Annotated in this window: 32 protein-coding genes; 15 read left to right on the top strand and 17 right to left on the bottom strand. The window is 71.1% G+C overall.

The annotated features are described in order from the left end of the window. Positions 1 to 36: 36 nt before the first annotated feature. The 8 genes from KPF22_RS20770 to KPF22_RS20735 form a co-directional block, all read right to left on the bottom strand. On the bottom strand, positions 37 to 702 hold the full coding sequence (locus KPF22_RS20770; RefSeq protein ID WP_224403062.1) for a hypothetical protein: 666 nt from the start codon (positions 700 to 702) through the stop codon (positions 37 to 39). Then, on the bottom strand, positions 699 to 914 hold the full coding sequence (locus KPF22_RS20765; protein ID WP_224403061.1) for a hypothetical protein: 216 nt from the start codon (positions 912 to 914) through the stop codon (positions 699 to 701). Before KPF22_RS20765 ends, KPF22_RS20770 begins: the two co-directional genes overlap by 4 nt. Beyond that, a complete protein-coding gene (locus KPF22_RS20760) occupies positions 914 to 2,338 on the bottom strand; it encodes an FtsK/SpoIIIE domain-containing protein (protein WP_224403060.1) in 1,425 nt (474 codons plus the stop codon). The genes KPF22_RS20765 and KPF22_RS20760 overlap by 1 nt, the downstream gene beginning before the upstream one ends. A gap of 127 nt (positions 2,339 to 2,465) precedes the next feature. Continuing rightward, positions 2,466 to 2,654, bottom strand: a complete 189-nt coding sequence (locus KPF22_RS20755) for a hypothetical protein (protein WP_161152823.1) — start codon at positions 2,652 to 2,654, stop codon at positions 2,466 to 2,468. Then, positions 2,654 to 2,992, bottom strand: a complete 339-nt coding sequence (locus KPF22_RS20750; protein ID WP_224403059.1) for a hypothetical protein — start codon at positions 2,990 to 2,992, stop codon at positions 2,654 to 2,656. Before KPF22_RS20750 ends, KPF22_RS20755 begins: the two co-directional genes overlap by 1 nt. Before the next feature lie 3 nt (positions 2,993 to 2,995). Then, the gene (locus tag KPF22_RS20745) at positions 2,996 to 3,184 is read right to left on the bottom strand and encodes a hypothetical protein (RefSeq protein ID WP_224403058.1); all 189 of its coding nucleotides are present in this window, start codon (positions 3,182 to 3,184) and stop codon (positions 2,996 to 2,998) included. Positions 3,185 to 3,512: 328 nt separating this feature from the next. Then, on the bottom strand, positions 3,513 to 3,914 hold the full coding sequence (locus KPF22_RS20740) for a hypothetical protein (RefSeq protein ID WP_073575871.1): 402 nt from the start codon (positions 3,912 to 3,914) through the stop codon (positions 3,513 to 3,515). Positions 3,915 to 4,028: 114 nt separating this feature from the next. Continuing rightward, complete coding sequence (locus KPF22_RS20735; protein ID WP_224403057.1) at positions 4,029 to 4,823, bottom strand: GntR family transcriptional regulator; 795 nt, start codon at positions 4,821 to 4,823, stop codon at positions 4,029 to 4,031. 73 nt (positions 4,824 to 4,896) lie between these two features. On the opposite strand from KPF22_RS20735, the gene KPF22_RS20730 reads away from it, so the two are divergent. Continuing rightward, entirely contained in the window at positions 4,897 to 5,301 is a 405-nt protein-coding gene (locus tag KPF22_RS20730; protein WP_238589899.1) for an NUDIX hydrolase, read from the top strand. A 149-nt stretch (positions 5,302 to 5,450) separates the two neighbouring features. On the opposite strand, the gene KPF22_RS20725 is transcribed toward KPF22_RS20730, so the two are convergent. Then, positions 5,451 to 6,893, bottom strand: coding sequence for a hypothetical protein (locus tag KPF22_RS20725; RefSeq protein WP_224403056.1), 1,443 nt, complete (start codon positions 6,891 to 6,893; stop codon positions 5,451 to 5,453). Positions 6,894 to 7,302: 409 nt separating this feature from the next. On the opposite strand from KPF22_RS20725, the gene KPF22_RS20720 reads away from it, so the two are divergent. Beyond that, the gene (locus KPF22_RS20720) at positions 7,303 to 8,235 is read left to right on the top strand and encodes a hypothetical protein (protein ID WP_224403055.1); all 933 of its coding nucleotides are present in this window, start codon (positions 7,303 to 7,305) and stop codon (positions 8,233 to 8,235) included. Between the two features lie 1,212 nt (positions 8,236 to 9,447). Here KPF22_RS20720 and KPF22_RS20715 read toward each other — a convergent pair. Beyond that, complete coding sequence (locus KPF22_RS20715) at positions 9,448 to 10,086, bottom strand: class I SAM-dependent methyltransferase (protein ID WP_224403054.1); 639 nt, start codon at positions 10,084 to 10,086, stop codon at positions 9,448 to 9,450. Between the two features lie 301 nt (positions 10,087 to 10,387). On the opposite strand from KPF22_RS20715, the gene KPF22_RS20710 reads away from it, so the two are divergent. From KPF22_RS20710 to KPF22_RS20695, 4 genes are all read left to right on the top strand, one after another. Then, positions 10,388 to 10,957 (top strand): helix-turn-helix domain-containing protein, encoded by a 570-nt coding sequence (locus KPF22_RS20710; RefSeq protein WP_224403123.1) that lies wholly within the window; start codon positions 10,388 to 10,390, stop codon positions 10,955 to 10,957. Next, positions 10,954 to 11,595 (top strand): SRPBCC domain-containing protein, encoded by a 642-nt coding sequence (locus tag KPF22_RS20705; protein ID WP_224403053.1) that lies wholly within the window; start codon positions 10,954 to 10,956, stop codon positions 11,593 to 11,595. Before KPF22_RS20710 ends, KPF22_RS20705 begins: the two co-directional genes overlap by 4 nt. Next, a complete protein-coding gene (locus KPF22_RS20700) occupies positions 11,592 to 12,083 on the top strand; it encodes an SRPBCC family protein (RefSeq protein WP_224403052.1) in 492 nt (163 codons plus the stop codon). Before KPF22_RS20705 ends, KPF22_RS20700 begins: the two co-directional genes overlap by 4 nt. 93 nt (positions 12,084 to 12,176) lie before the next feature. Beyond that, a complete protein-coding gene (locus tag KPF22_RS20695; protein ID WP_224403051.1) occupies positions 12,177 to 12,554 on the top strand; it encodes a hypothetical protein in 378 nt (125 codons plus the stop codon). Here KPF22_RS20695 and KPF22_RS20690 read toward each other — a convergent pair. Next, positions 12,437 to 12,985 (bottom strand): PPOX class F420-dependent oxidoreductase, encoded by a 549-nt coding sequence (locus tag KPF22_RS20690; protein WP_224403050.1) that lies wholly within the window; start codon positions 12,983 to 12,985, stop codon positions 12,437 to 12,439. The genes KPF22_RS20695 and KPF22_RS20690 overlap by 118 nt on opposite strands. A 34-nt stretch (positions 12,986 to 13,019) precedes the next feature. Then, positions 13,020 to 13,631 carry a TetR/AcrR family transcriptional regulator gene (locus KPF22_RS20685; protein WP_208824256.1) on the bottom strand — a complete coding sequence of 204 codons (612 nt, stop codon included), beginning with the start codon at positions 13,629 to 13,631 and terminating at the stop codon, positions 13,020 to 13,022. A gap of 68 nt (positions 13,632 to 13,699) precedes the next feature. Here KPF22_RS20685 and KPF22_RS20680 point away from each other — a divergent pair, with 68 nt between their 5' ends. Then, positions 13,700 to 14,911 (top strand): cytochrome P450, encoded by a 1,212-nt coding sequence (locus KPF22_RS20680; protein WP_073574056.1) that lies wholly within the window; start codon positions 13,700 to 13,702, stop codon positions 14,909 to 14,911. 12 nt (positions 14,912 to 14,923) lie between these two features. Here the strand turns inward: KPF22_RS20680 and KPF22_RS20675 are convergent, their stop codons facing one another. Continuing rightward, positions 14,924 to 15,766 (bottom strand): helix-turn-helix transcriptional regulator, encoded by an 843-nt coding sequence (locus KPF22_RS20675; RefSeq protein WP_224403049.1) that lies wholly within the window; start codon positions 15,764 to 15,766, stop codon positions 14,924 to 14,926. Positions 15,767 to 15,867: 101 nt separating this feature from the next. Here KPF22_RS20675 and KPF22_RS20670 point away from each other — a divergent pair, with 101 nt between their 5' ends. From KPF22_RS20670 to KPF22_RS20645, 6 genes are all read left to right on the top strand, one after another. Beyond that, a complete protein-coding gene (locus KPF22_RS20670) occupies positions 15,868 to 16,626 on the top strand; it encodes an SDR family oxidoreductase (protein ID WP_073574054.1) in 759 nt (252 codons plus the stop codon). Between the two features lie 44 nt (positions 16,627 to 16,670). Continuing rightward, the gene (locus tag KPF22_RS20665) at positions 16,671 to 16,877 is read left to right on the top strand and encodes a 4-oxalocrotonate tautomerase family protein (RefSeq protein WP_062401599.1); all 207 of its coding nucleotides are present in this window, start codon (positions 16,671 to 16,673) and stop codon (positions 16,875 to 16,877) included. Positions 16,878 to 16,978: 101 nt separating this feature from the next. Continuing rightward, positions 16,979 to 18,235 carry an alpha-hydroxy-acid oxidizing protein gene (locus KPF22_RS20660; RefSeq protein WP_208824262.1) on the top strand — a complete coding sequence of 419 codons (1,257 nt, stop codon included), beginning with the start codon at positions 16,979 to 16,981 and terminating at the stop codon, positions 18,233 to 18,235. A 57-nt stretch (positions 18,236 to 18,292) separates the two neighbouring features. Then, positions 18,293 to 18,700 carry a hypothetical protein gene (locus KPF22_RS20655; RefSeq protein ID WP_208824265.1) on the top strand — a complete coding sequence of 136 codons (408 nt, stop codon included), beginning with the start codon at positions 18,293 to 18,295 and terminating at the stop codon, positions 18,698 to 18,700. Between the two features lie 42 nt (positions 18,701 to 18,742). After that, entirely contained in the window at positions 18,743 to 19,114 is a 372-nt protein-coding gene (locus KPF22_RS20650; RefSeq protein WP_208824267.1) for a hypothetical protein, read from the top strand. 147 nt (positions 19,115 to 19,261) lie between these two features. Beyond that, positions 19,262 to 19,465 carry a cold-shock protein gene (locus tag KPF22_RS20645; protein ID WP_020624259.1) on the top strand — a complete coding sequence of 68 codons (204 nt, stop codon included), beginning with the start codon at positions 19,262 to 19,264 and terminating at the stop codon, positions 19,463 to 19,465. Between the two features lie 67 nt (positions 19,466 to 19,532). Here the strand turns inward: KPF22_RS20645 and KPF22_RS20640 are convergent, their stop codons facing one another. The 3 genes from KPF22_RS20640 to KPF22_RS20630 form a co-directional block, all read right to left on the bottom strand. Next, positions 19,533 to 20,180 carry a TetR/AcrR family transcriptional regulator gene (locus KPF22_RS20640; protein WP_208824269.1) on the bottom strand — a complete coding sequence of 216 codons (648 nt, stop codon included), beginning with the start codon at positions 20,178 to 20,180 and terminating at the stop codon, positions 19,533 to 19,535. Between the two features lie 160 nt (positions 20,181 to 20,340). Continuing rightward, entirely contained in the window at positions 20,341 to 21,957 is a 1,617-nt protein-coding gene (locus tag KPF22_RS20635) for an alpha/beta hydrolase (RefSeq protein ID WP_224403048.1), read from the bottom strand. Further along, on the bottom strand, positions 21,954 to 22,313 hold the full coding sequence (locus KPF22_RS20630; protein ID WP_224403047.1) for a hypothetical protein: 360 nt from the start codon (positions 22,311 to 22,313) through the stop codon (positions 21,954 to 21,956). Before KPF22_RS20630 ends, KPF22_RS20635 begins: the two co-directional genes overlap by 4 nt. Positions 22,314 to 22,513: 200 nt before the next feature. Between KPF22_RS20630 and KPF22_RS20625 the strand changes: the two genes are divergently transcribed. Then, a complete protein-coding gene (locus tag KPF22_RS20625) occupies positions 22,514 to 22,978 on the top strand; it encodes an SRPBCC family protein (protein ID WP_073574048.1) in 465 nt (154 codons plus the stop codon). 9 nt (positions 22,979 to 22,987) lie between these two features. On the opposite strand, the gene KPF22_RS20620 is transcribed toward KPF22_RS20625, so the two are convergent. Continuing rightward, a complete protein-coding gene (locus KPF22_RS20620; RefSeq protein ID WP_174525552.1) occupies positions 22,988 to 23,749 on the bottom strand; it encodes an IclR family transcriptional regulator in 762 nt (253 codons plus the stop codon). A gap of 127 nt (positions 23,750 to 23,876) precedes the next feature. Between KPF22_RS20620 and KPF22_RS20615 the strand changes: the two genes are divergently transcribed. Beyond that, a complete protein-coding gene (locus KPF22_RS20615) occupies positions 23,877 to 25,346 on the top strand; it encodes an aldehyde dehydrogenase family protein (RefSeq protein ID WP_208824275.1) in 1,470 nt (489 codons plus the stop codon). Positions 25,347 to 25,357: the final 11 nt, after the last annotated feature.

Here is a 25,357-nt window from a genome sequence, read left to right as displayed (position 1 = left end):
GTCTCACGCGGCGGGGCCGGGCCGGATCGGCCGGGGTCAGCGGCGGTAGAGGCGGTGCTCGTGCTCGATCTCGACCGGCCCCGGTGTGAAGCCGTGGTAGCGGGCGAGGAGCCGCGCAGCGGCCCGGTAGGACGATGCGTGGCCGACGAGCGCGCCGTGGTCGTTCTCGACCCGGTAGCGGCCGCCGTCGCGCAGCACTGTCCCGCCCTGCCCGGTCGTGCCGAGGCAGACCAGCGCCTTACCGGGCTCGACCACGTCGACGCCGATCACCCCGGTGGACCGCTGCGGGGCCTTCGTGGGCTCCGGTGCCCGGGTCGGCTCCGGGATGGGCCGCAGGTGGTCCCAACGGGACACCATGTCCCGGGTCGCCTTGGGCACGAGCACCGAACGGGCCGGGCCCTCAGCGCCGTTGTGGTGGACGTGGTGGATACCGCCGAGGCGCAGGTGTCCGGTGTCGAGCAGCTGAGCCACGGTGTCCCCGTCATGCCGGGCCAGCACGTCAGCGCAGCCAGGTCGAGCCGGGTCCGCGCGCAGCACCAGGCCGGTGCGCTCGATGAGGAACAGCCCCGGGTCCTGGGCCAGGCCGACGACGCGCGCGACCTCGCGCGGGTCCTGCGTCGCGGCCGGGCCGTGGTCGGTGGTCTCGACGGTGACCGGGTCCCCGAACAGCGCCCCCTGCACTTTGCTCGTCTCGGTGGTCATGCCGACCACCACCAGGTGGCGCGGGCCTCCCAGGACCACTCCCGGGCGAGCTGGCGGACCACGTACCACTCCGCCACGACTGCACCAGCGGTCACGACCCAGAACCACCCCGAGGCCGATCCGAGGTAGAGCCACGTGCCGCCGACGATCAGCGCGAACAGCAACGTGAACCTGGCCCAGGTGCGCAGCACCCATGCAGTGGTGGTGCCCATCAGGCGGCCCCCCGCTCGGCGTCGTCGCTGTCGTCGCTGTCGTCGTGGAGGTCGATCACGTCCGCGTCCGGCGGAGGCGTACAGCGCTGCACCAGTTCGGTGATCTCGTCGTCGGAGACGAACGCGGCCCGGAACCGGACCGGCAGGCGTGAGCCCTTGTCGATCACGAAGCCGATCCCCGCGTGCCGGGCGTCGCCGGGGATCTCATCGGCCAGCGCACCCCGCTCCCGGGCTCCTTCGCCGAGGACCATGTCGACGTGGGAGGCCGCGGTGACCCCGAGGCAGATCCGCTGGGTGAACAGCTCCCGCACATCCACGACGTCCTTGGACGGCTCCTGCAGGTAACCGTGGACCGCGAACAGCGACGCCCGCCCCTGCGTCATCACCTCCGCCAGCAGCCGCAGGGCATCCCGGACCGACGTGCGGTCGCCGTAGGCGGTCAGCATCGCCATCTCGTCGATGACCAGCAGCTCCACCGGCGTCCCGGTCGAGGGCGTGCAGGCGCGGATGTTCTGGTCGCGCATGTCGTCCTGCCGATCGCGCATCGCATCCCGGAACTCGGTCAGCAGCTCCAGCGCGGCGGGCATCGAGGTGGCGTAGCGGTGGAACAGGGGCGCCCCCTGCTCGGTCTCCACCCCACCCTTGAGGTCCACCATCCACACCCGGACGATGCCGTCGCGGATGCACGGCCCGACCCCGCGCAGGGTCGACCAGAGGACGGAGCCCTTCCCGGAGCCGGAGGCGCCGGCGACGAGGCGGTGTCCGCCGATGACGGGCGCGGTGAACGGCTCGCCGCGCTCGTTGTCCCCGATCTCCACCGCCCCCAGGTCGACATCCTCAGTGGTCTCGGGGATGTCCGGGGCGGGGATGGTGCGGGTGAAGGGCAACTCCCACTCGATGACGATCGCGACCACGCCGGGTTGGTGGCGGGTGATCGCGACCCGGTGCGCGATCAACGCTTCCCAGAGGACCGAGGAGTGTTCCTGCCAGTAGGCGACGTCCTGCCCTCGAACCATCCGCACGTAGACGGTGTCGATCGACGCCGAGGACGACCGGACCCGCAGCACGCGGGGCACGAGCAGGTCGCCGGTGTGGCGGTGCTCCTTGGTCAGGCCGCAGTCGGACATCAACTGCGCCCACCGACGGCCGCGGTAGACCGTCCAGCGCCGCCACGTGGCCCGCAGGGCAGGTGCGGCGAACCGGTCGAAGGTGACCGGGTGGGCACGGCCCCAGACCGCCACGGAGCCCGCCAGAACACCGAGCACGACCGCGGTGACTATCGGGCCGAGCATCAGCGCCAGGCCCAGAACGATCAGGGGGACGGCGACGAACCCGGGATGCTGTGCGGTCCAGGCCAGCGCCTGGAACTCGCGCCCCGGTGGCCGAGACGCACGACCCGCATGAGTGCGTGCCGGGCCGTTCATGCGTGTTGCAGAGCTACTACGCTTGTTCACTGCTACCAGTCCTCACGAGAGTTGTCGGGTAGCAGGGGCGCCCGCTGTGTGTTTCCGCCAAGAATCAGTGCAGCGGGCGACCCCACCACCCAGGTGGTCATTTCTGTTCGCGCAGGGCGCCCCGGGCTGAGTCCAGGTGGACGGTCAGGTGGGCGACGTCGCGGGCGAGGTTGTCGTGGGTGTTCTTGAACCCACCCGTCCGATACGGAATCCCATGCAGGCTCCGGCGCAGTTCGCGCATCGCGGCATCGAGTTCCTCGACGGTGCGATCCACAGCCTTCGACATCACTTCCTCCACTCGCGGGAGACCAACTCGGCCTCCCACTTCTTCGCCGCCGAGGCCATCACCCGCAGGGAAGCGTGTGCGGTCTTGGCCGAGGCCCGGATCTCCTCCGGCGAGGCGGTCGACCAGTGCTCCCCGTGCGCGCCGGTCTTGGCCGACATCCCCTTGCTGCTCCGCTTGGTCTTGGAGTCGGTGGCCTTAGCGGCGACCTTGTCGGCTTCGGCGAGGGCGTCTCCGACCAGCTGTAATGCCCGCCAGAACTCGCCGTACTTGCGCAGCGCGCGCCGGTTGACCTTCGGTAGGGTCTTGACCCGGTCTCTGGCTCCGAGGTTGATCGCCACCTCTCAGACCCCCTTGCGGATGGCGAGCTGCGCTAGCCGCAGGCCCTCGGCGACCCCGGCCCGCCACGCCTGCTCCGTCGCCACGACGGGGTGCTCGGTGCGGGCCCAGCGGCGCCGCTCGATCTCCAGCCGTCGGACGAGGCGGCCGACTCCGGTCGTCACCCGCGGGCGGGCGTTCGTCGTTGTGCTCATCGCGTCATCTCCATCTCCACCAGAGCCGCCGTGGGGCTGCTGGTCTCGCCGTCTCCGAAGCAGCCCGGGCAGACCCCGGAACCACCACACGCCACACACTCGACACCGCAGGTCGAGTCGCCGTAGCCGTCGCACACATCGCACGCCCGGCTACCGCTGCATTCGCCACACACCACCGCAGATCACCCCTTGGCAGAGGACACAGGTGTCCCCGTCTCGGAATTACTGGGAATTGCCGGAACACCATTCCGGTGACAGAAAGTGGGCCGCTACATCAGGCGGCCGGCCCGCACATCACCGCGGGCGGCACCGACGACTCAGAGGTCGGTCAGGAGTGGTTCTCGTCGTCCTTGCCCCGGCGCATCGGCGCGGGAGCGGGGTGGGCGTGCTTGAGGCCCATCGCCTTGAACGCGATCCCCGAGACCGTGCGACCGTCCGCGGACTCGATCGAGTAGGGGTTGATCTTCGGGTCGATGAGCTGGACCCGGGCGTCCTCCCCGAACCCCTCACCGGGGTCCGTCGTCAGGGTCACCTTGATCTCCTCGCCCTTCGGGGCCCGCTGCCCCGCCTGGACCTGGAGCTTCGCGAACAGTGACACCACGAACTGCGTCACCCCGTCCCGGTCGGTCACCGGCACCTCGGCGCCGTTGGCGTCCTGTCGGGTCTTGGGTGCGGGCGGCTCCACCACCGTGAGCTTGTAGCCGTCGAGCACCACCGGAAGATCCCTCATCGCTCTCTCCTCTCGCGGCTCCTCATGACTGGACGTCTAGGGGAGTCTTGTCGAGAGTAGAGCACGTCTAGACGAGTTGCAACAAGCAGTCTGTCCAACCTGTGTTGCACCAGGTCAGCGGGCAGGGATGTCGTACTCCAGCACGTACGCGGGGGCTGCCTTGACGGTGTCACACACCTCGACGGGCACACCGGCGGTGTCGTAGGCGGTCCGGACGACGACCAGGACCGGGACGCCGTCGGGGAGCTCCAGGCGACGGCGCTCGTCGGCGGTGGGCATCCGGGCGGTGACCTCCTCGACGAAGTGGTCGAGGACGTGCCCGGTCTCCTCCAGGCGTGCATAGATCCCGCCGGGCCCGGTGTTGGCCTCCAGGATCGCGGTGCCTTCGGCGATGGTCAGCGGCAGGTACGAGGTGGCGACCTCGATGGGACGGTCGTCGGCGAGGTAGCGCCGGGACCGGACCGCGACCCGCTCATCGTCGGAGAGCCGGAGCCGTTCGCGGACCTCAGTCGGGGGAGTAGCCCGGTCAATCTCGATCTGGTCGACCGACGGGCGCACACCGGCCTTGTCGGCTTCGGCGAGGAACGCGGCCTGCCCAGCGTCGCGGTGCTTGCGCGCGAATCGGTCCGACGCGAGCCGCCGCACGGGGGCGGGCATTCGCACGAAGACCCCACGCCCGTGCTCGGCGACCACGCGCCCCTCGGTTCGCAGCTCCTGGATCGCCTGGCGAGCGGTCATCCGCGCGACCGAGTAGTGCCGGGTCAGCTCTGCCTCGGACGGGAGCTTGTCACCGGCCGTCAGCTCGCCACGGTCCATCGCCGACCGCAGGTGGTCCGCGATCTGCCGGTACGGCGGCCGGCCGTCCTGACGATTGATCTCGCCGAGCTGCACGCAGTTCTCCACTCCCATAGACAAGCGGGTAGCCTAGCGTTCGCTGTCAACCAGGGAGGCGGTAGTCATGACCGGCACGCCGAAGCATTCCGTGAGTGTCGCCGGAATCGTCGTGCGCGACGACGGCCGCATCCTCGTGATCCAGCGTCGGGACAACTCCCATTGGGAGCCTCCCGGTGGGGTCCTGGAGCTGGGGGAGACCTTCGAGCAGGGCGTGCGCCGCGAGGTCGTCGAAGAGACCGGCATCGCCGTCGAGGTCGAGCGGCTGACCGGCGCCTACAAGAACCTGCCCCGCGGCATTGTCGCTCTCGTCTTCCGCTGCCGACCCACCGGCGGCGAGCCCACCACCACTGACGAGTCCCGCCGCGTCGACTGGCTCACCCCAGACCAGGTCCGTGAGCACATGGACCCCGCCTACGCCGTCCGCGTCCTCGACGCCCTCACCGACGAGCCCGCCTCTCGCGCCCACGACGGCGTGCAGCTCGTAGCACCTTGACCGGGGCCTAGGACGGCGACAGCGTTCGCCGTGTCTAGATCTTCCATTCGGTATCAAGGCGGCGCCTCCGGCGCCGCGTCGCTCGGAGCGCACTGGGCGTGCGGCCTCCGGCCGGTCCCCGCGCGCGCCGCGCGACCCGCCGGATCGCCTTAAGAATCGACCCTGGAGAACGATGCCCTGATGGGCGATCCGCCGGTGAGGCTGGTACGTCGAGACCCGGGCACGACCAATACATCGTTGTCGTCGCGGGATCGGCGTCCCACGAAGACGACTCGCTCAAGCAGCTGACTTGCATCGGCGATGCCGAAGCGATCTAAGGCTTGCATCTCAATTTCGAGCGCCCTACGGCCATCAATTCGTCCTGCTGCTTCGAGATGCACTATTCCGTGTGAAACCCGCACTTCCTCGACGATCATTGGTAGCCAATCGAAGTCCAGCGGGAGCTGCATCTCAGAAGCATGCTGGGGATTCACGCAGTTCTCTTCGCTGCAACTGTAGGTTAGCTCGGCGCCTGCCGCGGACGTCCCAACGAAGCTTGAGTAAGTAATGCGGCGAACATCATGAACTGAACCCGCTTCACCGAGGCTGACGGCGAACAGGTTCGACCACGCAGGCTGATCGTTAGCCTCTTCCGCTCGAAGAGCTGAATGCTGTAGTGCCTTACGTGCCTGAGCGGGAGTGAGGTAAATGCCGAAGTCTTCCAGTGTGACGCATTCTGATTCCTCCACACTGTCCTCTATCTGCCTGTATTCCTCGTCGAGAGGACGCGGCGGCTCCGCAGGACCCGACCAGTTGCAGGTACTGCAAACCTGAATCCAAGTGCCTCTGGCCTCATGCTGCCTAGCCACCCGGTAGGACGAGCACTCCGGGCAGCGTGCGAGCGGTTCGCCTTCCGTGCGGGCTACAGCAAGCATGAATGTCTCGACCACCGCATCGGTAATTATGTACGCCAGACGTCCGTCAAGAATCGATGCGTTACGAGCATGAGTTAGCCATCCGAGGTATTCCCAAGCGTGGTCGCTCTGCGATCTGAGAAGTTTTCGCAATCGAGCAGACGATGCGCCGGGCGCAAGGGCAGACGCGTACACCTCGGCCCAACCTTTGAAGTTGCCATCCTGGTCCGGAGTGGAAACCGTCGCCGGAATTTCGATTCGGAGAGTTCTAAGCTTCGCCGTTAAGGTCAGCAGGACCTCTCTCAGTCGCATTCCAACCGCCTGTACGTCCTCGATCTCCCGAGCCTGCTCTAGGCTATCGCGGGCCGTCTCTAAGCGCCGCAGAACTTCAAGAACCCATGCTTTAGATCCATCAGGCTGAAAGTCTATAGAATCACGAGCCATCATTCGTGTCATCAGGCCAATGTGAAACGAAAGTGCGATGTCCATGCTGCGAACATGATCTTGACTGTAGAGGTTCGTTGGGGGAGTTATTACCCACCAACGACCTTCGTTTGTGTGCGCGTCCCATACATCATACTGCGTGCCCAAGATGCTCTCAGTCGCGATCTTCTCGACGTGGTCTACAGAGAAGTCCTCGCCAGACTGGGACTCTAGATACTCAATTACTCCGCGTCGTTCGTACTCCGGCGTCTCCATAGCGGGCATGTTGCCAGACTGACGGTCCCGGTCAGGCGACAGTGTGTTGCCTAGCAAGCTACAACTGCCCTCGCCGGGCGGCAGGTCTCCGGGATGGAGGGGCCGTGCCATCCCGTCGACCTCCCTCCGGGCTACCACACGGCCGACCGTGGGCGGAGCTAGACGAAGTCGGCCGGCGGTCGCGTCGGGGGCCGCCCACAGCCGTCCGCGCGGCTGGCTTGCAGCAGGTCGACGGGATGGCACTCAGCAGGCACGGGGGACCGGGCCGCGCGGGGCGCATCCGGCGCCATGACGGCCCCGTCTCTGCTGACAACGGCGTGGCGGCGGGTCGCAAGGTATCGGCTGCGTCGTCTGTAACGGTGAGGTTGTCCGTATCGACTTATCAAGGACGAGCAAGGGAGTCTTACCCGTGAACTCAAACCAGATTCTGGCTCAGTCAGCTGATTTTACGGATAGTCTCGGAGGCAAAATATTCCTTGCCGTCGTCGGGGCGCTATTAACTCTAGGGGCAACCCTCTATATAAACCGCCGCTCTGCCCGACGCGCGATGCGGCGGCTGACCTGGAGTTCGATCGTTGACGCCGAAGCAGTAGGGGCGCCGCCCGAACTTCGGGCGCGAATATCGGTGCAGTATGCCGGCCGTGAGGTTTCCTCTTTGGCGACGATATACTGCTCGGTCACTAATGACAGTCAATCCGGCGTGCGTAAGCACAGATTGCGGTTCCCGGCCGCGACAGACGCTAAAATACTTGAGTTCTATCCAGTACCCGAGCCGGAACCGGAACTTGACTTCCGAGATCTCTCGGAGTCTGGCGACGAGAGCACCGAGCGTGTTGCGGAGGTCGGGTACCTCGGACCAGGAGAATCAATTACGTTCTTGATTGTCGCGGATGGTGGCGACTGGTTGTCATGGAGCGGTCCCCGGTCTAGCAATCCTACTGAGGATGTGGAGTTCGAGCGTCGAGACGTGGCTCAAAGAGAGGACGATCGCGCTCATGTCCGCCCATTCTTCTTGTGGGGGGTCGTGCTATTCTTCGCCCCTACAATTTTCGACGTGATCCCCGTTACTGGTGTGTTTGGGGAGTTTCTTCAATTTTCGCCAAGAGCAATCATTGCCTCCATTATATTCGTAGTGTTCCTACTGCCTCATCTCGCACCCGTGGCACGTGTTGTTGCTCAACTGACCGAAAAGTTCCTTGGAGCTGGAAGCGGCAGTTTCGACATCGGCACTATGCGAGTGGGAGAAGGCGGCTCGGTCTTCCTTGGAAACACAGTTAGTGGTGGTACCGGCATCACGGTCGGCCGCCATCAATCTCGTAATGGCGCTAGCGAGGATGAATAACGAATCCACGTGGCGAGCGGAGCCAGTCGAACCCGGCTGCCCGGTTAGGTCGAGGACAACGCGTCTATGTCGCAGCGCTGCTGCGGAATACGGGTCGTCGCCCAGGGGGCCTTGCGACGGTTCAGATCACAACCGCCGGTTGCTTCTGACCGCACGTTGACCTATTGAGTGGATTTGCAGATATGGATACTTCAGTACAATGGGTTACGCCGGCAATCGCCGGATTGGCGCTCTTGGTTGCGCTCGCTTCGCTGGTGGTATCCCTCGCTACGTACCGTCGTCAAGGCGTACGAGTATCGGGTAGCGCAAAACTCCCGCGGCGACTTGTCGGCGACGATACGCCAATGACGGTTTCTCTGACTAACAGCGGGTTTCAAGCAACTGACGTCGTGAGTATCTCGCTCGGCTTCACCTTCATGTTTGTCTATTCGCCGATTGTGTACTTCGAGAACTCCGATATCTACGAAGGGGCAAATCTTCCTTTCTCGCTAGCGCCGAACGCAACAGCAAGGTGGGTGCTAAGCACTCGTACTGCTGTCAATCGGATAAGACCGGTTCCCGACGCCTATGCCGCAGAGGGACCGTACGCTCTGAAGGCCAATCTAAAGTATTGGCGTAGGTCGCGCCCATCACTCTTACGAGGTTGGGTGGTCGTCGCCCTTGGCAATGGATCTGTCGTGTTCCCGCGCATTCCGATACGGTCGTTGATAACTTTATACGGAATCGCTCGTGGGTCGACCCGATCGGTCAACGAACAATAAGGTGACACCAAAGCCAGAAGCTGTCTGTGCCAGTGGCGTCGACCAATAGGGCTTCGACGATGTCGGAGACCGGGAAGCAAGCGCCATTAGGGAAGTCTGCCCAGCCGTGTGCAGAACACCGGTGTCGCCCCCAGTGAACCCCCAGAAATCAACGGCGAACGATGCACTCCGTCGGCGATCGACGCAGACCAACTCTCGCAGTCGCCGCAGCGCAGGATGGTCAACGGCAGACGTCGACCGACAACTGCCCTTGTGGATCTTGGTTCGGGCGGTTATTGGTTCGAGTCCAATCGGAGGAGCTTCTCCCGAGGTCAGTGATGTGACCCGGGTGGCGAATCACGATCGTCGGGTGGCTGGTCCGGTCCGCGGCCTGACGGGCGGAGTGACTGGTGTCGCCCATCGGCGTCGCTACCGTCGTGCGGAAGCGAGAGCGGTCGGAGCCGAGCTGCGATCAGGGTCGGGTGTGCGCGAAGATCATGGCCCCCGGGACGTCCTCATCCGGTCGGACGAGGTGGGCATCGATGGTGAACCCCGCGTCCCGGAGCCGGGCTGCCACCGTGCTCGGCCGGCGGTGGTGGCTCTCGATGGTGACCGGTCGGCCCGTGTAGCCCTCGGACGTGTGTCGGCTCTCGTCACCGACGTGGAAGCCGACGAGCAGCGGTGCTCGGGGGCGCAGCACTCGGTGGAACTGTCCGAACACCCCGGGTAGGGCGTGGTCGGGCACGTGGACGATCGACCAGAACGCCACGAGGCCTGCGACCGAGCCGTCGGCGAGGTCGAGGTCGGTCATCGTCCCCACCTCGAAGCGCAGCCCGGGGTGGTCGCGGCGTGCGATCGCGATCAGCTCGGGTGACAGGTCGATGCCGAATGCGTCCACTCCGGCGTCCTGGAGGTGGCGGGTGACGTAGCCGGGGCCGCAGCCGACGTCGGCGACCGGGCCGCCACCGGCCCTGTGCACCGACTCGGCGAACAATCCGAGGCCCGCGCGCAGGTAGGGACGCTCGTCGAGCAGGCCACGGACCTTCTCGGCGTATCCGGCGGCGTCGGTGTCGTACGACGAGCGGGTATCGGACAGCCAGGTGTCGGACATGGGCGACACGGTAGGCCGCTCACGAGCAGCTGTGGCGTCGTGCCGCCGGCCCCTCGGATCGACGAGGTCGGCTGCCAGGTCCGCCCGCCACCCGTTCTGCCGGCGGGCCGGCGGACACAGCCGCGACCGACTCCCGGGACATCCCGTTCGACGGGCGCCGGGGGTGGCTGTGTGTCCCGGGGTCTCCGGCCCGGGCTCCGGTCCTGCGTCCGGGGACCGCGCCGCCGCGCGTTGCGCCGACAACGAACGCTTCCTTGACAAGATCTGTCGTCGGCGAAACACTCCTCCGGTGTCCGGTGAGATGACGGTGATCGAGGATCCTGCGGTGGCTGCGGTCGCTCTCGACCCTGTGCGTGCGCGCCTGCTCAGGCTGCTCCGCGAGCCCGGTTCAGCCACCTCCCTGGCCTCCGCGATGGCCATGAGCAGGCAGAAGGTGAACTACCACCTCCGGGCGCTGGAGGCGCACGGCCTCGTCGAGCTCGTGGAGGAACGCCGCCGGGGCAACATGACCGAGCGGGTCCTCCGTGCGACGGCCGACGCGTTCGTGATCTCCCCGCAGGCGTGGGTGCTGGTCGCGCCGGACCCGGGCCGGTCCCCGGACGCGCTGTCGGCCCAGTGGCTCCTCGCACTGGCGGCCCGCCTGCTCCGCGAGGTCGGCCGACTCGTCACGGGCGCCCGCGGGCGCCGGGTCGCCACGTTCGCCGTCGACGGGGAGATCACTTTTGCCACCGCGGCGGACCGGGCGGCGTTCGCGCGCGAGCTCGGCGACGCGACACGCGCGCTCGTCGCCAGGTACCACTCCGAGCAGGGCAGGCCCCATCGCCTGGTCGTCGCTCTCCACCCGAGCCTTCCTCCGGAGGACGAAAGATGACATTCGAGATCCGCCGCGAGGTCGCGCTGCCGGCCTCGCCCGACGAGGTGTGGCGGGCGATCGCGACCCCCGAGGGGCAGGCCGGCTGGTTCATGACCGTCGACGCCGCCTCCGGAGACGTCGTCGAGGAGCCGCCGCACCGTCTGGAACAGCGCTTCGGTACCCAGTCCGTCGAGTACGTCGTCGAGGCGGCAGGCGGCGGCAATGCGGTGCTGCGCTTCGTCCACAGTGGTATCCGCGAGGAGGACTGGGGCGACGAGTGGGAGACCATGACCGGCCTCGGCTGGGATCTCTACCTGTTCACGCTGGGCGAGTACCTCCGGCACTTCGCCGGTCGTCCCGCGGTCTACGCCGAGGCGGAGGCCCCGGCGCGCCGGGACGTCTGGCAGGACGTACTCGCTGCGCTGGGCGACCCCCGCGAGGGCGATCGCGTCGACACTCCCGTGGGCTCCGGGATCGTGGACATCAGGACGGGCACCCATCTCGGGATCCGGACCGGCTCCGCGTTGGTCCGCGTCCATGACCGGTCCCTGATCGGGATGGGCACGGCCGTCGGGCACCACGAGACCGGGCCCGCGGACCGGCACGCCCTGGCCGCCACCTGGTCCGCCTGGCTGGAGGCGGTGGCGCGGCCGTGAGGTACACCGTCTCGATCGAGATCGCCCTGCCTCGGGAGCGGGTGGTCGACCTGCTCGCCGATCCCGCCCACCTGCCGAGCTGGCTGCGCGGACTCGTCGCGCACGAACCGTTGAGCGGGGGACACGGGCAGGTCGGTACCGAGTCGCGCGTCGTCCTGCGGAGCGGAGGTCGGACGACGGAGTGCACCGAGACGATCACCCGCCGGGAGCCGACGGACCTGCGGGGTGTCCCGCACGACCGGGTCGTCCACTTCGAGCGTGAGATCGTCGCCGAGGGTATGTGGAACGCCGCGCGCGAACGGCTGACCGAGCCCGGTCCCGGTGTGACGCTCTGGGTGAGTGAGAACGAGTTCCGGTTCGGCGGTGTCGGGATGCGGCTGACGGCGCCCCTGCTGCGCGGCGTGTTCCGTCGGCAGTCGCGTCAGCACATGGAGGACTTCAAGGCGTTCGCCGAGCAGGGGACCGACGTCCGCGACGTGACCGGGTGACGTCCGGGCCGGACACGCCCGTGAGTAACGCGACGACTCGACATCGCGACATCGGGACCGCAAGCACCCACACCGGACGTGGAGGATCCCGAGATGTCGAAGCTCGTGCTCAAGCTCGCCCAGGCGATCGGCATCGTCGTGCTCGCCGTCCTCGTCGTCGGCACGGTGATCGGGGTCCTGCAGTGGGTCGTGGTCGCCGCCGGTCTGGTCGCGCTGCCGGTGGCGGGCATCTGGTTGTACTCCCGCCTGTCCGGCCGCTCGACGGCGAGCCCCGCGCGGCGGTCGGCCCCGCGGCCCACCCGCGCCGACCGCGCTGTCACGGCCCGCCGGGCCGAGTTGGAGGGCCGGGCGGTCTACGACGCGGTGGGCCGCTGCGGGTGGTGCGGTTCGGGGACACGGCACCAGGACCGGTACGGGTTCCCGGCCACGCCCCTCGCGTTCCACCGCGGCGAGATCGACGCGATGCTGTAGCCGGTCCCAGCCCACGTCGCGCGCCCGGAGCCGCGCCTCGTGCGGGTGCATCCGCTGCTCCTCCGGGGACAGTGCCAGGCTGAGGATCCGGGTCGGACGGATCCGGATGATCGCCCTCGACCCCGTCGGCCGCCCGCCGGGTCCATCGGCCCGGTCAGTGCCTCGCCTCGTCCGCGGACCTCGACGAACCGCACCCGCCACGGCGCGGTCGAGAGCACGTCGCCGACGACGAACGCGACCTGACCGTCGGCGGCGACGTTGCCGAACGTGCGGCTGCGCTCCATCCGGAACCCGCCCACGGCGATGGTCCCCAGCGTCGTGGTGACGCCGAACCCGACCGGGTCGACCTGCAACGTCCCGTCCGGTCGTGCGGTCGCGAGCCGGCCGATCCGCCGGCCGCGCAGGTAGCTGACCTCCTCGTCGGTGAACATGCCGGCGACCGTGGGAGCTGGAGTCGGGTCGAGGTCAAGCCGCCCGCGCCCGGGCGACGGCGGCACGCGCGTCGGCCACGGGGACCCCGAGGGTCAGCAGGTGCCCGAGGGCGACGTCGGCCTCGTCGCCGTCCCACCGCCCGTCCTGTGCGGCGTGCTGGTAGGCCATCGACCCCGCCTGCAGCACCTCGGCCAGCACCGGGGCCGCGACGTGCCGGGAGAACACACCGGCCCGCTGCCCGTTCTCCAGCAGCCGGATCATGATCGTGTGGAACGGCGCCATCGCGGCGCGGATCTCGTCGTCGGCGGTCCGGCGGGCCAGTGCGATGACCGGGCCGTAGCGCCGCGACGTGCTCCAGGTGCGCAGGAGGGTGGCCGCGAGCTCGCCGGCCGGGTCGGGTGCGTCGGGGTCGACCTCCCCGACCTGTCCGACGAAGTCCGCCGACGCCGCCCGGACGAGTGCGACCACCAGGTCGTGCCGGCTGGTGAAGTGGCCGTAGACGGTGCGCCGGACGACGCCGGCGCGGGCCGCGACCTCGTCGAGCGAGGCGTCCGGGTCCTCGCGCAGCACGGCCTGCGCGGCGTCCAGGATGGACCGCCGGTTCCGCTCCCGGGCCGACGGCCGACGTTCCGTCCCTTTCCTCACGGGTGCATTTTTGCACGAGGAGTGCAATCCTGGCGAGAGCCGAGGTCACCCAGGACGAGGAGCCGACGATGACGATCGACCACGACACCCGGCCGGTGGTGCTGGACCAGGACTTCTTCGACGATCCCGATGAGCTCTACCGCGAGCTGCGCGACGCGCGTCCGGTCACCCGTGCGACCGGCCCGAACGGGCTGACGTTCTGGATGATCACCCGCTACGACGACGCCCGCGCCGCGCTGAACGACCCGCGGCTGCGGAAGGATTCCCGGCGGCTGCCCGAGGTGTTGCAGCGACACGGCGCGACCTCGTTCCGCCAGTTCGCCGACTCGCTCGTCGGGCACATGCTCAACGCCGACCCACCGGACCACACCCGGCTGCGCAAGCTGGTCGGGCGGGCGTTCACCGTCCGCGCGATCGCCCGGCTGCGGCCGCGGATCGAGCAGATCGCCACCGAGCTCGCCGACGCCGCCGAGCAGGCGGGTCCCGAGCTGGACCTGCTGGACCACTTCGCGTTCCCGCTGCCGATGACGGTCATCTCCGAGATCCTCGGCGTCCCGGGGGAGCGGCGCGAGGACTTCCGGCACTGGTCGAACCTGCTGCTCTCCAGCGGCCCCGACGAGGAGCGCGCCGCGGCCGCCGCGTCGATGGCGCAGTTCCTGTCCGAGCTCGTCGCCGACAAGTCCGCCCACCCCGGCGACGACATGCTGTCCGAGATCGTCCGCGCCTCGGAGGACGGCGACTCGCTCAGCTCCACCGAGGTCACCGCGATGGCGTTCCTGCTGCTGGTCGCCGGGCACGAGACCACGGTCAACCTCATCGGCAACGGCATGCTGGCGCTGCTGCGCGACCCCGACCAGCACGCCCGGCTGCGCGCCGACCCCGACCGGGTGCCGCAGGCGGTCGAGGAGTTCCTGCGCTACGACGGACCGGTCAACCTCGCCACGATCCGCTTCACCGACGAGCCCGTCGAGTACTCCGGGGTGACGATCCCGGCCGGCGAGGTCGTGCTGGTCTCACTGATCGGGGCCAACCGCGACCCCGGGCGCTACCCGGACCCGCAGCGGTTCGACCCCGATCGCGACACCTCCGGGCACCTCGCGTTCGGCTACGGCATCCACCACTGCCTCGGCGCCCCGCTGGCCCGCCTCGAGGCCGACGTCGCGTTCCGGACGCTGCTCGCGCGGTTCCCGGACATGGCGCTCGCCGGCGCCCCCGGGCAGTACCGGGAGAGCACGCTGATCCACGCGCTCACGGCGCTCCCGGTGCGCCTGAACGCATGACCGGTACCCGGGTCAGCCCGCGCTGAACTGCTCGCTGCCGATCACCCGGAGCAGCTCCAGGCGTCGTCCGGTCTCGCTGCGCGGCGCCGCGGTGAGCACGAGCAGCGCCTGGGACCGGTCCTCGGTGAACAGCGCCTGGCAGTCCACCTCCAGCTCGCCGAGCTCGGGGTGCAGCAGCGTCTTGTGGTCGGCGAACCGGCGCCCGACCTCGTGCAGCTCCCACAGGGCGGTGAACTCGGGGCTGCGCTCCGACAGCACCTCCACCAGCTCCCCGGCCCGCGACCGGGGCCCGAGCATCGCCAGTGCCGCCCGCAGCGTCGCCACCTGCGCGCGGCTCTGGCGGGGCCGGTCGTCGGGCGGATACATGCGCCGGGCGTCCGGGTCGGTGAACCAGCGGAAGACCTCGCTGCGGGCGAGCCCGGTGTGGTGGGTGTGGTCGCCGAACAGCGCCCGGGCCATGTCGTTCTGCACGAGCGTCTCGCCGAGCACGGTCAGGATCAGGGCCGGGCTGTCGTGCAGCCGGTCCAGGACCCGCAGCAGTGCCGGGGCCACGTGCTCGGACACCGGGCCCGACGCCGGCGCGTTGCGGCCCGCGCACCGGAACAGGTAGTCGCGCTCCTCGCCGCCCAGCCGCAGCGCCCGGGCCAGCGACGCCAGCATCTGCTCACTCGGCTGCGGGCCGCGCTGCTGCTCCAGCCGCGTGTAGTAGTCGGTCGACATGACCGCGAGCGTCGCGACCTCCTCGCGACGCAGCCCCGCCGTGCGCCGGCGCGGCCCGTCGGGGAGCCCGACATCGCCGGGGCGGAGGCCGGCGCGGTGCCGGCGCAGGAAGTCGGCCAGGGCTGCTCGGTCCACGGCATCGAGTATCCGTGGGCACCCGCCGGGCAACCAGGGACCGGCGATCCCCCGATGACCGGTCTCTGCCGTCGGGTCCGCCGCGCGGCGACGGTGGGGACATGCAGATCACCGGACGCACCGTCTTCATCCCCGGCTCGACGAGCGGTATCGGACTCGCCATGGCCCTGGCGCTGCACGAGCGGGGCAACACCGTGGTCCTCGGCGGCCGGCGGCGCGACCTGCTCGACGAGCTCGTCGCCGCCCACCCCGGCCTCGACGCCGTCGAGATCGACACGGCCGACCCGGCGAGCGTCACGAAGGCCGTCACCGAGGTCCTCGACCGGCACCCCGACCTCGACGTACTCGTCGCGATGGCCGGGATCATGCGGGTCGAGGACTGGCACAGCCCCGAGGGCTTCCTCGCCTCGGCCGAGCAGGTCGTCACCACCAACCTGCTCGGCCCGATCCGGCTGATCGGCGCGCTCGTGGAGCACCTGCGGGGACGGCCGGTCGCGTCGGTGGTCACCGTGTCGTCCGGTCTGGCCTTCGTCCCGCTCGCCGCGACGCCCAGCTACAACGCCACCAAGGCCGCGGTGCACATGCTCACCGAGTCGCTGCGCCTGCAGCTCGCCGACACCAGCGTCGAGCTCGTCGAGATCGTGCCGCCGTCGGTGGCGACGGAACTGATGCCCGGCCAGCAGGACAGCCCGATCGCGATGCCGCTCGACGACTTCGTCGCCGAGGTGCTGACCCTGCTCCAGGCCCCGACACCGGGCGGGGAGGTGCTCGTCGACCGGGTGCTGCCGCTGCGCCACGCGGAGGCCCGCGGCGAGTACGCCGAGGTCGTCGCCCGCCTCAACGCGGCCGACCCGCACTGACCACCACGCCGTACCCGACCGTCCACCCGGAACAGGAGACACCCGTGCCGTTCGCCAACCTCAAGGTCCCGGCGGGCCTGCTCGACGCCGACGCCAAGCGCGAGCTCGTCGAGAAGGTCACCGACCTCTACGCCGCCACCTTCGGCGACGACGTCCGCGCCAACACCATGGTCCTCGTCGACGAGGTCGCCGATGGCGGCTGGGGGATCCGTGGGCAGGTCCTGACCCTCGCCGACCTGCGGGGACGGTGACCGTCCGGCCCGCCGCCCCCTGGACGCGGTCCGGTCCCGCGTCCGTCCTGGGCGGGCGGCGCGGCCCGTAGGCTGACCGCGCGACGACGGGGGAGGGCGCCATGACGGCACCGGGCCGGGCTCGGCAGGAACGGATCTACCGCGAGGGCGTCTCCGGCGCCCGTCCCCGGGTCCCGACCGGTCCCGACGAGCTGGAGCGTCGCGCGCGGCGGGCCATGAGCCGGCGCGCCGACGCCTACGTCACCGGCGGCGCGGGCGCCGAGACCACGATGCGCGCCAACCGTGCGGCGTTCGCCCGCCGGGAGATCGTGCCGCGGGTGCTGCGCGACGTGGGCGAGCGCGACCTCACCGTCGAGCTGTTCGGCCGCACGCTGCCCGCCCCGCTGCTCCTCGCCCCGATCGGCGCACTGGACCTGGTCCGGCGCGGCGCCGACCTCGCCGTCGCCCGCGGAGCCGCGGCCGCCGGGGTCCCGATGGTGATCTCGAACCAGGCGGGGACGCCGATGGAGGACATCGCCGCGGTCGGTGGCCCCACCTGGTTCCAGCTGTACTGGTCCACCTCCGACGAGCTCGTCGACAGCTTCCTGCGCCGCGCCGAGGCCTCCGGCTGCGACGCCGTGGTCGTCACCCTCGACACGACGATGCTCGGCTGGCGCCCCCGCGACCTCGACCTGGGCCACCTGCCCTTCGCCCGCGGCATCGGGATCGCCCAGTACACCTCCGACCCGGTGTTCCGCGGCCTGGTGGAACAGACCCTCGCCGCGCCGTCGGCCGGGGCGCCGCCGAGGGTCACCCCGCAGGCCGTGCGCACCCTGCTCGAGATCACCCGCAACGCCCCGGGACGGTTCCGGGACAACCTGCGCTCGCCCGTCCCGCGGGCGGCCGTGGAGACCTTCCTGCGGGTCTACTCGCGACCGCGGCTGTCCTGGGAGGACCTGGCGACCCTGCGCTCGCGGACCCGGCTGCCGATCCTGCTCAAGGGGGTCCTGCATCCCGACGACGCCCGCCGTGCCGCCGACGCCGGTGTGGACGGTGTCGTCGTGTCCAACCACGGGGGCCGCCAGATCGACCACGCGGTCGCCTCGCTGGACGCGCTGCCCGGTGTCGTCGACGCCGTCGGCGACGCGCTGCCGGTGCTGCTCGACTCCGGGGTGCGCACCGGGGCCGACGTCGCGACCGCGGTCCGGCTCGGCGCCCGCGCCGTGCTGCTGGGGCGCCCGATCGTGCACGGGCTCGCCCTGGACGGGGCCCGCGGCGTCGCGCAGGTGCTGCAGAACGTCGTCGCCGAGCTCGACCTGGTCTGCGGGCTGGCGGGGGCCACCACCCCGGCCGGGATCGAGCTGCGCGAGCGTCCCTGACGGGGCACCCGGCGGTGCGGTCCGGCGCGCCCGCCCAGGTCGTGGCACGGTCGGACCATGACGCGCACGACGGCCACCCGCACCCGGCAGGACGTCGCCCGCCTCGCGCTCGGCGCGATGCTGGTGTTCGCCGGGACCTCGCACCTCACCTTCGCCCGTCGCGAGTTCCGCGCCCAGGTGCCGCCGTGGGTCCCGATGGACACCGACGACGTCGTGCTGCTCTCCGGGGCCGCCGAGATCGCGCTCGGCGCCGCGCTGGCCGGCCTCCCGAGGGAGCGCCGCCGGATCGGCGGCCTGGCCGCGGCGTTCTTCACCGCGATCTTCCCGGGCAACGTCTCCCAGTACCGCAACCGCGTCGACGGGTTCGGTCTCGACACCGACCCGAAGCGCGCCGCTCGGCTGGCCGGGCAGCCGCTGCTGGTGGCGTGGGCGCTCTACGCTGGCGGGCTGATCCCGCGCCGGTGAGCCGGTGCCGGTCCGTCGCCGGCCGACCGTCATGATCACCGGATGGACGCGATGGTGCGGATCGGGCTCGTCGAGCTCGCTCTCGGTGCGATGCTGGGCTGGGCGGTGGTCGTGTCGGTGACCCGCCCCGACGCGTGGCGGCGGATCGGGATCGTGGAGCCGCGCCGGCTGCTGCAGGCGCACCTCGACTTCGTGCTGATGGGGCTGATCCTGGTCGCCGTCGGGCTGGCCGCACCGGACCTGCCGGGCCGGCTCGTGGCCGTGCTGGTGTTCGGGACCTGGGTCAACCCGGCGCTGTTCCTGCCGATGGCCTGGGGACCGGACGTCGTCCGGCACCCGGTGTTCCGGGTCTTCAGCGGACTGTCCTTCGTCGCGACCAGCGGCGGGCTGGTGCTGGCCGCGATCCTCGGCTGAGCGCGCCGGGGACCCCGGGGAAACGGGCGAACGGGACGCCCGGCGCGACGCGCCGATACCCGATCGCACGTCGCCTGTAGCACGGCGGGGTCCGGTACGGCTAATGTCCACCCCGTAGGAACCGGCAAGACGCGAGGAGACATCCGGATGCCACAGGGAACCGTCAAGTGGTTCAACGCGGAGAAGGGGTACGGGTTCATCACGCCGGACGGAGGCGGGCAGGACCTGTTCGTCCACTTCAGCGCGATCCAGTCCTCCGGATACCGCAGCCTCGACGAGGGGCAGACCGTGACCTTCGAGGTCACCCAGGGTCAGAAGGGTCCGCAGGCGGACCAGGTCGTTCCCACCTGACCGCCTGATCCGACGCCGACGCCCGGGGTGCTCACGCGAAGCACCCCGGGCGTCGTCGTGTCGGGGGTCAGGACGCCAGGCGGGTCTCCAGCCCGGCGACGACCAGCTCGACGCGGCTCAGCGTCCAGCTGCGCGGCGGGTCGTCGATCCGGTCCCGGAACACCGACCGGATCTGGGCGTCGAACGGCTCGGCCGACTCCAGCACCTGGTCGCGCCGGCGCACGTCCCCGATGCCGGAGGAGTTGGCCGTCAGCCACGGCTGCATTCCCATCTGGATGGCGGTCGAGGCGCCCAGCGCCGCGTCCTCGGCGGTGAAGCCCGCCTCCAGCAGCCGGTCGGTCAGTCGCCGGAACGCCGACATCATCGCGTCGGGGGACTCCGGCAGCCGCACCATCGCGGGCGCGAGCCCCGGGTGCTCGGCCATCACGTCGAACGTCGCCGCCGCGAACGCCAGCATCTGCTCCTGCCACCGGCCCTCGTCGGTCGCGGGGAAGACGTCGTCGGTCACCACGTCGTCCACCAGTGCGGCGACGAGCGCCTCCAGGCTGGGGAAGTGGCGGTAGAACGTGGAGTACTTCACGCCGACCCGGGCGGTCACCGCGCCGACCGTCAGGTCGGAGAAGCCGAGCTCGCGTGCAGCGGCCAGCAGTGTCGCGCGGTCGGTCAATGGCGGACGGCCGGTGCGCCGTGCCGGTCTGCTCTCGGTCTCGGTCACGCCCGCATGCTACTGCCCGTGCCCACGTCCGGGACAGGCTAGTCGCGGTTCGTCTGACGACTACCTGTGACCTGGCCCATCTCTCGTTCGTTGAGCGGTCGTTCGTTCGGCCGGACGGACGTGCGGCGGTCTCGCAAAGCGGATCGCCCATGACGGAGTGTCACGACCGAACGGGCGCTCCGGCGACGATCCGGCCCAGGGTGCTCAGGCTCGGCGAGCCGGGGTCCCAGTAGCCGCCGTGGGCGGCGGCGAACGCGGACTCGTCGTTCGGGGTGGCCGGGTCGTCCGGGCGCGGGAGTGCCGACCCGGGGGCCGAGCCGAACACCCGTGCACCGAACGCCGGTGCCGCCGGGTCCGGGCCGTGCAGGAGCCCGGTCGGGGCGAGACCGCGCGAGGTCGCGAAGACCTCGACCCCGGGCACCCGGCCGATCGGGTCGTGCCGCGCGGTCGTCGCCCAGACGTGCCCGGGTGCGGTGCCGAGCTCGGAGGCGTGCCCCGCGCCGGTCCCGGGGCTGCCGACGAACACGACGTCGTCGGCGGCGAGGCCGCCGCCCCGGGCGGCGTTCCCGAGCACCGTCGAGCCGTAGGAGTGCCCGACGACGGTCAGGTGGACCGGTCCGGCGTGCCCGGTCCGCAGGCCGTCCTGGAAGGACCGCAGGTCCCCGGCGGCGGCGCGGGCGGCAGCGGGGTCCGCCGCCGCGAGCAGGTCCGGGGGAGCGTCGTAGCCGGTCCACAGGACCGCGGCGACGGCACCGTCCCTCGCGGCCGCCCGGGCGGCCGCGCGGGTCGCCTCGACCCGGGCCAGGTCGCCGGGCACCGTGCCCCAGCCCGCGGTCGTCCCGGGGACGTGGGTGAGCACGTGCGCGGCGCGTTCCGGGTCGCCGACGGCGAGCACGAGCCGCCCGCCGGTGTCCCCGCGCTCCAGGCGGAGCAGGTACGCGTCGCCGGAGTCCAGGCGTCGACGGGTGGTCTCCAGCCCGGCCGAGGCCCGCCGGGCGCGGTCCGCGCCCGCGGTGTCCCCGGTGCGGTCCAGCAGCGTCGCCCGGGCCCGCAGCCGGGACAGCTCGGCGTCGAGCAGGACCCGGTTCGCCCGGTCTCGGTCGGCGACCGGCACGCCGTCCAGCCCGCCGACGAGCCCGGGCCGGGTGTGCAGCAGCTGCTCCCGGTCGGCCCCGGGCAGCCCGGTCCACCAGGACCGCACGGCGTCGGCGTCCGCACCGGCGGGCGGCGCCGCGGCGGGCGCGACCGGGCGGGGCACCGCCGCGGGGGCGGGGCGGAGCGCGTCGAGAGCGGCGGCCGTGGCGTGGTCGGACCGGGTGGCGGCGCCGACGGCGTCGGCCACCGCGGCGGACAGGCGGACCAGGTCCGCCCCGAAGCGGGCGACCATCGCGGGCAGCCGCCACACACCCGGCGGGTGCGCGGCGGGGCCCGCGCACAGCGTGCCGCGCTCGAGGTCGACGACGAACTGCGGGTGCACCGCCAGCGCGGCGACGACGAGCCGGCGCTGGGCGTCGAGCACCTCACCGGCGTGGGTGCCCAGCACCTGCGCGGCCCGGGACGCGGTGCCCGCGTCGGCACGCAGCCTGCGCACCTGCTCGGCGCGGGCGAGCGCGGCCGCGTCGGCGTCGGCCCCGCTCCACGACTCCGGTGCGGAGCGTTCCAGCTCGGCCGCGCGGTCGGACAGGGCCCGGGACACCCCGTCCCAGGTGCCGGCGCGGCGCAGCCACGCGCCGGGGTCGGCGGCCACGAGGTCGCCCAGCGCGGGCCCGGCGCTCACGAGGCGCGCCCGGCGAACGCCACCGCCGCGTCGTCGTCGGCGGCGCGCCAGGCCGCGGCGGCCGCGCGCAGGGCCGACGCCGTCGACGCGGTGTGCCCCGCGTGCTCCCGGACGGCCCGCACCATCGCGTCCTCCCAGGCCGCGGCGGCCGCCCCGGCCGCGAAGCCGGGCACCGGCACGGCGGGGCCGACGAGCGCCGCGTCCCCGGTGAGGCCCTCGGCGACGCGGTCGAGCGCCGTGGCGGCGGCGTCGAGCCCGTCCGGGTCGGAGCGCGCCACCCCGCCCGGCGACGGGTGCGGTCCGGGACGGGCCCGGCCGCTCGTCCACGGCGTCCCCGGTCGGTCTCGGTCGTGCACCGCGGCACCTCCGTCGTCGGTGGCGGGCCCGCCCGGCCCGCCCGCGTCGGGGGAGTGTGCGTGCCGCGCGCCCCCGGCACGGGCGTTCCGGGGAAACCGGCACGGGCTCTCGATCATGACCGGTCGCCGTGAGACCATCTGCGCCGGTCGGGAGCAGCGGGCCGGGTCCCGAGCGGCGCCCGGCCGGGGAGAGGAGCGTCGTGGTCGGCGTCCAGCGGGTGATGACGGTGTCCACCCCTGCCGAGACGGTGCTCGGTTACCTGGCCGACCACGGGCACAGCGAGATCTGGGACCCCACCGTGCGCTCCAGCACCCGCTCCGACGGCGGCGGCCCGGTCGCGGTCGGCGCCGCCTGGCACACGGTGTCGGTGTGGGGCGGACGGGAGAGCGAGCTCGACCACACGCTGCGGGAGCTGACGGCCGGTCGGGTCGTGTTCGTCGGGGAGAACCCGACGGTCACCGCGACCGAGGAGATCGTCGTCGAGCCGGCCGAGGGTGGGGGGAGCGTCGTGAGCTTCCACGCCCGGGTGCGGCTCAAGGGTCTGCTGAAGCTGGCGGCGCCGTTCCTGCGGCGCGAGTTCGAGCGGCACGGCGACGAGCTGGAACGCACCCTGCCGCCGGTGCTGGAACGCCTGCAGGGGCCCGCGCCGGCCCCGCCGCCGTAGGACCGCGGCTCAGCGGTCGCGCCAGAACCCCATGCGGCGGCTGATCTCACGCCCCGCGGCGACGACCTCCGGGGTGATCCGCTCGATCCGCTCGGCGGAGAGCCGGTAGGCGGGCCCGGACACCGACAGGGCGGCCACCACCGCACCACCGTGGTCCAGCACCGGCGCGGCGACGGCGTTGAGGCCGGTCTCCAGCTCCTCCAGCGACCACGCGTACCCGTGCCGGCGGACCCGGCGCAGCTCCTCGACGAGTGTGTCGCGGCCCTGCTCCGGCACCGTGTCCGGCATCGTCCCCGGGTCGTCGAGGACGACCGAGGCGAGGAGCACCTTGCCGCTGGAGGTGTTGTGCATCGGGGTGATCCGGCCGAGCCAGTTGAACGTGGTGACCATCGACGGGCCGCGGGCCTGGTCGACGTTGACCGCCCACCCGCGGTCGGGGATGGCGATGTTGACGGTCTCGCCGAGCCGCTCCGCGAGCGTCTCGCAGACCGGGTGGCCCTGGGTGGTGACCTCCAGGCGCTCGGCGACCCGGCCGGCGAGCGGGATCAGCCCGAACCCGAGGCGGTACTTGCCGCGGTCGGCGATCTGCTCGACCAGTCCGCGCTCCTCCAGTGCCCCGAGCAGCCGGAAGGCGGTCGACTTGTGGACGTCGAGCGAGGCCGCGAGCTCGCTGACCCCCGCCTCGCTGCGGTCGGCCAGCAGGGTCAGCAGGGTGATGGCCCGGTCGACCGACTGCACCCCGGGCTCCCGTCCACGCACCGTGTTGCTCATCGCGCAACCCTAACCCGGCATTCGGCACGTTGCCACGCGGGGCCGACTGGAAAGCGTGACCGTCTCCCCACGCAAGGACGCCGGCCCGGGTTTGCACACCGGCCGGTTCCCGGTGAAAGCTCGCGCCGTGCCGAGCCTCTACATCGACGGAAGCTGGACCACCGGGTCCGCCGGGACCGCCCCGGTGGTCAACCCCTACGACGCCTCGACCGTCACCGAGGTCGACCAGGCCGGACCCGACGACGTCGACCGTGCCGTCGCCGCCGCGCGCCGTGCCTTCGACGACGGGCCGTGGCGGCGGACCACGACCGGCGAGCGCGGTGCGCTCCTCGGGCGGATCGCCGACCTGCTGGTGCGGGACCGGGAGAGGATCGCCCGGCTGGAGACCCTCGACACGGGCAAGACGATCGCGGAGGGCCGCCAGGACGTCGACGACGTCACCGCCGTCTTCCGCTACTACGCCGGGCTGGCCGACAAGGACGCCGGGCGGATCGTCGACACGGGCAACCCGGCCGTGGTGTCGCGGATCGTGCACGAGCCGGTCGGCGTCTGCGCCCTGATCACGCCGTGGAACTACCCGCTGCTGCAGCTGTCCTGGAAGGTCGCCCCGGCGATCGCCGCGGGCAACACCATGGTGATCAAGCCCAGCGAGGTCACCCCGCTCACCTCGATCGTGCTGGTGGAGCTGTGCGAGGAGGTCGGGGTCCCGGCCGGCGTGGTGAACATCGTGCTGGGCGACGGGCCGTCGGTCGGCGCCCCGCTGACCGAGCACCCGGACGTGGACATGGTCAGCTTCACCGGCGGCCTGTCCACCGGCCAGAAGATCATCCGGGCGTCGGCCGAGACGGTGAAGCGCACCGCCGTCGAGCTGGGCGGGAAGAACCCGAACATCGTCTTCGCCGACACCGACTTCGAGCTCGCCGTCGACTACGTGATGCTCGCGGTGTTCCTGCACTCCGGCCAGGTCTGCTCCGCGGGCGCCCGGCTGATCATCGAGGACCCGGTCGCCGACGCCGTCGTCGACGAGGTGGTGCGCCGTGCGCAGCTGATCCGGCTCGGCAACGGTCTCACGGACGGCGTCGAGGTCGGCCCGCTGGTCTCCGCCGCGCACCTGGCCAAGATCGAGGACTTCGTCGCGGCCGCCCGTGCCGAGGGCGCCACGATCCGGTGCGGCGGCGCCCGGCCGGACGACCCGGACCTCGCGAACGGCTACTTCTACCTGCCGACGGTCATCACCGACCTGGCGCCGGGATCGCGGCTGATCCGCGAGGAGACCTTCGGTCCGCTGCTGACCGTCGAGCGGTTCCACACCGAGGAGGAGGCCGTCCGCCTGGGCAACGACACCGAGTACGGGCTGGCCGGTGCGGTGTTCACCGCCGACATGGGCCGCGCCCACCGGGTCGCGTCCGCGCTGCGCCACGGCACCGTCTGGATCAACGACTTCCACCCGTACTTCCCGGGCGCGGAGTGGGGCGGCATGGGCCGGTCCGGCAACGGCCGCGAGCTCGGACCGACCGGCCTGGCCGAGTACCAGGAGATCAAGCACGTGTGGACCAACACCGCTCCGCAGCCCCAAGGATGGTTCTCGGGCCGTTGAGGCCGCCATGA

Source organism: Pseudonocardia sp. ICBG1034, assembly GCF_020131375.1.
GTDB lineage: Bacteria > Actinomycetota > Actinomycetes > Mycobacteriales > Pseudonocardiaceae > Pseudonocardia > Pseudonocardia alni.
This window is presented reverse-complemented; position numbering and strand designations above follow the sequence as displayed.